Source organism: Paraglaciecola sp., from assembly GCF_030730205.1.
In the GTDB taxonomy this organism is placed as follows: Bacteria; Pseudomonadota; Gammaproteobacteria; order Enterobacterales; family Alteromonadaceae; genus Paraglaciecola.
The window spans coordinates 1-5,483 of record NZ_JANQVQ010000040.1 but is presented as its reverse complement, the minus strand read 5'-3'; the positions used below and the strand labels follow the sequence as shown (position 1 = coordinate 5,483).

The following is a 5,483-nucleotide window of genomic DNA, read 5'->3' as shown; positions in this document are numbered from 1 at the left end:
CCGCTTCTGGTAAACGGTACCGCGACCTGCCTTTTAAACCAATGGCTATTTAAGCTCAAATAAACCCGTATCTCTGCAGCTACTTATTCCGCAAAGATACGGGTTACTCCTAAATATCACATCATGTCTGAACACTAACTGTCATCTTCTTTTTAATCACATCATATTTCTGTCAAAAAAAATCAATAATACCGTCATAACTATCTTGTAGCCTCCCTCGCTCCTGATTTGCTGAATCGCCTTCTCGAGACAAAACAATCATTACCTTATTATCAAACTATTTGATAAATCCTTGAAAGACAAAAACTTAAAAACAAAGCGCACTCTTTTAAAAGAAAGAGTGGCGCAGTAAATGACCGCTATTATTGAAGGGAAACCATGAACGATCTAAAACACAATACTGCCGCTGTGAAATTAACAAAAAACAGAGTGAGTCTAGCCATTAATAAAGTATTGTTTGGGGCAGTCTTAAGCACTCTTGCAGTCAATACAATGGCTGCACAAAATACCACCGAACAACAAACGGATGAGCTTGAAGTCATAAGTGTTTCTGGCAGCTATAGCAAAAGTTTAGAAAAAGCAGTAGATATCAAACGTTCCACAGTCGGCTTTTCTGATTCAGTCGTTGCCACTGACATTGCTGATTTTCCTGAACAAAACTTAGCCGAAGCTTTACAACGTATGCCTGGTGTGACTATTGAACGAAACAAAGGACTTGGCTCGAAAGTCAATGTTCGTAGCTTACCTTCTGAATTTACTCACGTTTCAATCAATGGGGTAGCGACTGCTTCAGGTAGCGGTGGTCGTGATGTTGAGTTTGATATTTTTGCCTCTGAAATCATTCAAAGTGTGACTGTTAAAAAATCCCCCACGGCTGCTGATGAAGAAGGCGGCATTGCCGGCTCTGTCCTTATTTCTACTGCGCGCCCATTTGATTATAACGAACGCAAATTGATTGTGTCGGCGGAAGGCGCACATAATTCTATTTCAGAAGAAATTGACCCCAAATTTTCATTTTTAGCCAGTGATACCTTTGGTGATTGGGGTGCCTTAGTGTCGTACTCAAATTCACAACGCACCAACAGAACCGATTCTAATTCGGGTATTAACTTTCGACCTTTATCTCGTTGGTTAGAAAAGAAAGGTTCGGACTCTAAACAAGCGCAATCTGATCAAGCGGCAGCGGTACTAGAACGTGATACCGGTATTGTGATCAATGATCGCTTTAATATTGAAGAAAATAGTCGAGTGGTATTTATTGATAAAGTAGGAGATCGTGTTTATTTAAACGATCAAGACAAATGGGGTGCCACAGCCTCGGTTCAATATAAACCTAATAATGATTTTAGTTTAACCTTTGACGCCATGTTAGGCGCTTTCGATAATATAGAAGATGAATACGATGCCGCCGCTTATTCTGCTTCAAGTAACAGCACTCTTGAAACCATCCATGATTTTGATAATACCACTCTGGCTCAAGATGGCATTACCGTACTAACTGATGTGTCGTATACCTATACTCAACACGAGTTTTTAAGTAAGCAGCGTATTAATAATACCGATTACAGTCAATACAGTTTAAGTCTAGACTGGCAGTTGGCTGATTGGGATGTGAATGCCTTAGTCGGATATTCAGGTGCAGAAAAACGCTCTGATTCGAGTAATCTAAAACATGTGGCTTATGCACCATCACGTACTCGCTATACCTCGACTGGAGGTGAAACCATTGCCAGTGCCAGTTCAGCTGGTTTTGATATGTATAACTCTCCAGAACAATACTTATTTGAGTCATATCAAGTCGATGTTGAAGCGATAAACGATGACAAGTATGCAGCTCAATTAGATTTCACTAAAAGCATCCAGTTTGCTTACCTGCCTGCCTTGAGCAAGGTTCAGTTTGGCCTACGGTACACTGATAAATCTAAAGAGCGTAACTATGGCAGTGAATCGGTGAAAGGACCGAGCCAAAGTGATAGTTCTTGGAGCGGCTCTCGCACCTTGCAAGACAGTGAACTAAAACTAGTTACTGATATCGTTTCAGGCGGAAATTACCAACCTCGCGATATTCAATGGATGCAAATACCCAACAGTTATGCACGTAACGAATTTCGCTATTCTGGTTTTGCTGTCGATTATGCCGTTGACCAATTTTACCGAGTAGATGAAGAGGCCTTGAGTTTATATGCCATGGCGGACTTTACTTTTGAACTGGCTGACATGCCTGTTGATGTAAACGCAGGCGTGAGAGCAGTAGACACTTCTGTTTTGTCTTTTGGTTATCACCAAGTGCAAAATACCGACGGTTCAACAGGTTACTCTGATACCCCCATATCAAAGGAAGGTAGCTACAAAGACTTTTTACCCAGCCTTAACTTAAGTATGGAATTAACTGACGCCGTCATATTTCGCGCCGCGGCTTCTAAAACTCTGATGCGTCCAGCCCTGACTAACATTGCTTATAAACGTTCAGTGAGCTGGAACGAATTTAGATATTCAGATGGTAACCCAAGCCTAGAACCCACCTATGCAAATCAATGGGAAACAGGTATCGAATGGTATCTCGAAAATGGCGGTTTGCTAGCAGCCTCCTATTTTTGGAAAGATATTGAAGGCGTAGTACAAAACAAACTGACCGGCGTAGTTACCGATGTTGAAAAGCTCAATGCTGATGGCTCGCTTGACGGCTACTACGACTTTGACGTGTATCAACCTGTGAACGCCGAAGGTTCATATGAAGTTAAAGGAATTGAACTTATAGCCCAAGTTCCTTTAAGTACCTTGCATGAATCATTAGAGGGATTTGGCATTAACGCTAACTACACTTTATTAGATAACTCTTTGACTGGCTCTTCAGATTTAGGCATCGATACACCACCAGAAGGACTAGCTGAAAGTACCTATAACCTTACGGTGTATTATGAAAATGCAGACTTTGATGCCCGTATTTCATATAACTACAAAGACAAATATGTTGAGTATATTGAGCGTAATATGTTTCCAGTGTACCGCGATGCTTACGGTCAAACGGATATTTCTGTGGGTTATCAACTCAGTGAAAAGGTAAAAATCAGCTTAAAAGGTATTAATATTACTGACGAAGCAACCACGGGTTACACTATGGATCCAGCCTTTCCAACCATGAACGAATATTCTGGGCGCCGCATTAGTTTGGGTATTCGAGCAGACCTCTGATTAACACTCACATGTCTTAGGTGATAGCATCTCAATACTGGTAAGGTCAGGGTTTACCTCACCAGTGTTGAGGCTTTATGATTCGTTATTAAGACCTTTTTTCATGCAAGTTCCTAATTATCATGCGCATTTTTAGCTTCTTTCGTAACAAACTAATTATCCCTTTGCTAACCTGCGGTGCCGTTGCGTGCAGTACTGCACTAACTCAGCAGGTCACGCCGTCATCTCGTCACTCGACGGAATTTCGCATTGCCTTTATGCCTGATATACATTTTCACGATATTTATGCACAATTTAACGATGGTTCGTTTCAAGGATTAGCTAATTCTGTTAGTGGTAAAAACGCGACAATACGAACCTTGTCTGCCCAGCTCAATTCAACGCGTTTATTTAACGAAAACTACTTTGCTTTTATTGCAGCCCTTGATGATGTAGTAAAACGAGGGATCAAGTGGGTCGCTTTACCTGGTGACTTTAGTGATGATGGTCAACAAGTCCACATGCGCGGTTTAGCCAAAATACTCGACCATTATCATCAGCAATACGGTATCGAATTTTTTGCCACACCAGGTAATCATGATCCTGTTAAACCGTTTGAACAGCCTGCTGGTAAAGTCGATTATTTAGGTACAAATGGTCAACCACAACGCATTTTTAGTCGAGGGGCAGAAGAATGCGTAAGCTACTCTGGTGATTGGGGACTGATTGAAACAGACTCCACATTGCCAACTATTTGTAGCGAAGAAGTCAAAGAATTAGGTTATCAGGGAATTGTGGATCAACTGGCCCCTTACGGTTTTTATCCTAAAGCGAATTACTTATATTGGGAAAGCCCTTACAGTGATTACACCGTCGAGACGTATGACTTTGATGCGGCTTTAAAACAAGCAAAGCTGACTAACCGCGAATATACAATGTGTGCCGACCCTGACCCGCAATCAATTAAAACGTTAGCGTCGCATTGTGTGGCAATACCTGACACAAGTTACTTGGTAGAACCGATAAATGGTTTATGGTTATTAGCCATCGATGCGAATGTTTACCTGCCAAAAGCGGAAGGTTTTAACACCGTTCAGCCAACCCACCCTAGTAACTTTACCGGTTCAGGCAATAACGGTTACAACAAGATGCTGAGCCACAAAAAGCACGTCATTAATTGGATTAGTGACGTAGTTAGACGCGCAGAACAAGGGGGCAAAAAACTCATCGCCTTTAGTCATTTCCCCATGACCGAGTTTTATGATGGCCAAAGCGCATTTATTGCTAATTACTTTGGTGAGGACAAATTTCAACTAGCGAGAACACCGCAAAAGCAAGTGAGTGAAACATTGGCCACCCTGGGTTTAAAAATTCACGTGGGAGGGCATATGCATATAAACGACACCGGCTTAATACGTCATGCTGAAGGGCAGTTTTTATTTAATATTCAAGCTCCTTCTATCGCAGCGTATGTGCCTGCTTATAAAATTCTTAGTGTAAAAAACGTTAGCAACATTGAAGTACAAACCATAGTACTGAACGATGTACCACGTTTTAATGAGTTGTTCGAACATTATCGCCAGGAGTATCAAGCACTCAAACAGCAGGATCTAACTCAGCTATGGAATAAAGATATACTGAAGTCCAAAACCTATAAAGAGTTTACTCAGTGGCATATTACAGAATTAACTAGACAGCGTTTTTTACCCAAAGAGTGGCCTCAAGCCACTCGTGAATTACTGTTATCAATGACCGGCCAAGATTTATTCATTCTTTCTCAGTTGCCCATACAAGTTCAAGCGAACGTGAGAACCGCCGCGGCCATCAAATCAATTATATCCACTATAGACTGGCAACAAGCTGAACAAAGGGCAAACACTCTCTGTGAGTCTGCCGGTTTTAACTTAAAGGACTTTGCTCAATGGGATGGTTTTGCGTTGGCAGTAGATTTTTATCGTTTGCGTAACGCGGGCCAGTTGGCGATAGAGGATATTGGCCTTGAGCGACTTGCGCAATACCATCTACTAACTAAAATATTGGCGAAACAAGGAACGCAAGCGACTAAAAATAAAAAGCAGAACTCAATGATTGCCGAGCAATTTGGCCCTATTTTTTATTTATTAGAGCAATTTCAGCAAGGCCAACCTGACGATCATTTTATGCTCAACATGCAAGACGGTACGATTACTGAATTACCTTAACATTTTATGTATCTATACAAAGCACTTAACCTTGTATAGATACTATCATTGACTACTTGTCTTTCTTAGCCGCTTCACGTGCGTTGAATAAAGCGAGCTGTTCTTCAGTAG

At 41.3% G+C, this 5,483-nt stretch carries 2 protein-coding genes; both read left to right on the top strand.

Annotation, left to right across the window (positions count from 1 at the left end):
• Positions 1-378 precede the first annotated feature (378 nt).
• Positions 379-3,192: a TonB-dependent receptor gene (locus NWQ57_RS03750; protein ID WP_306020726.1), complete on the top strand. Its 2,814-nt coding sequence runs from the start codon at positions 379-381 to the stop codon at positions 3,190-3,192.
• A gap of 122 nt (positions 3,193-3,314) precedes the next feature.
• Positions 3,315-5,372, top strand: a complete 2,058-nt coding sequence (locus NWQ57_RS03745; protein ID WP_306020725.1) for a metallophosphoesterase — start codon at positions 3,315-3,317, stop codon at positions 5,370-5,372.
• Positions 5,373-5,483 lie beyond the last annotated feature (111 nt).

Excerpts from the sequence above, each read along its gene's own strand:
- NWQ57_RS03750 (WP_306020726.1), top strand. The coding sequence starts at position 379 with ATGAACGATCTAAAACACAATACTGCCGCTGTGAAATTAACAAAAAAC.
- NWQ57_RS03745 (WP_306020725.1), top strand. The coding sequence starts at position 3,315 with ATGCGCATTTTTAGCTTCTTTCGTAACAAACTAATTATCCCTTTGCTA.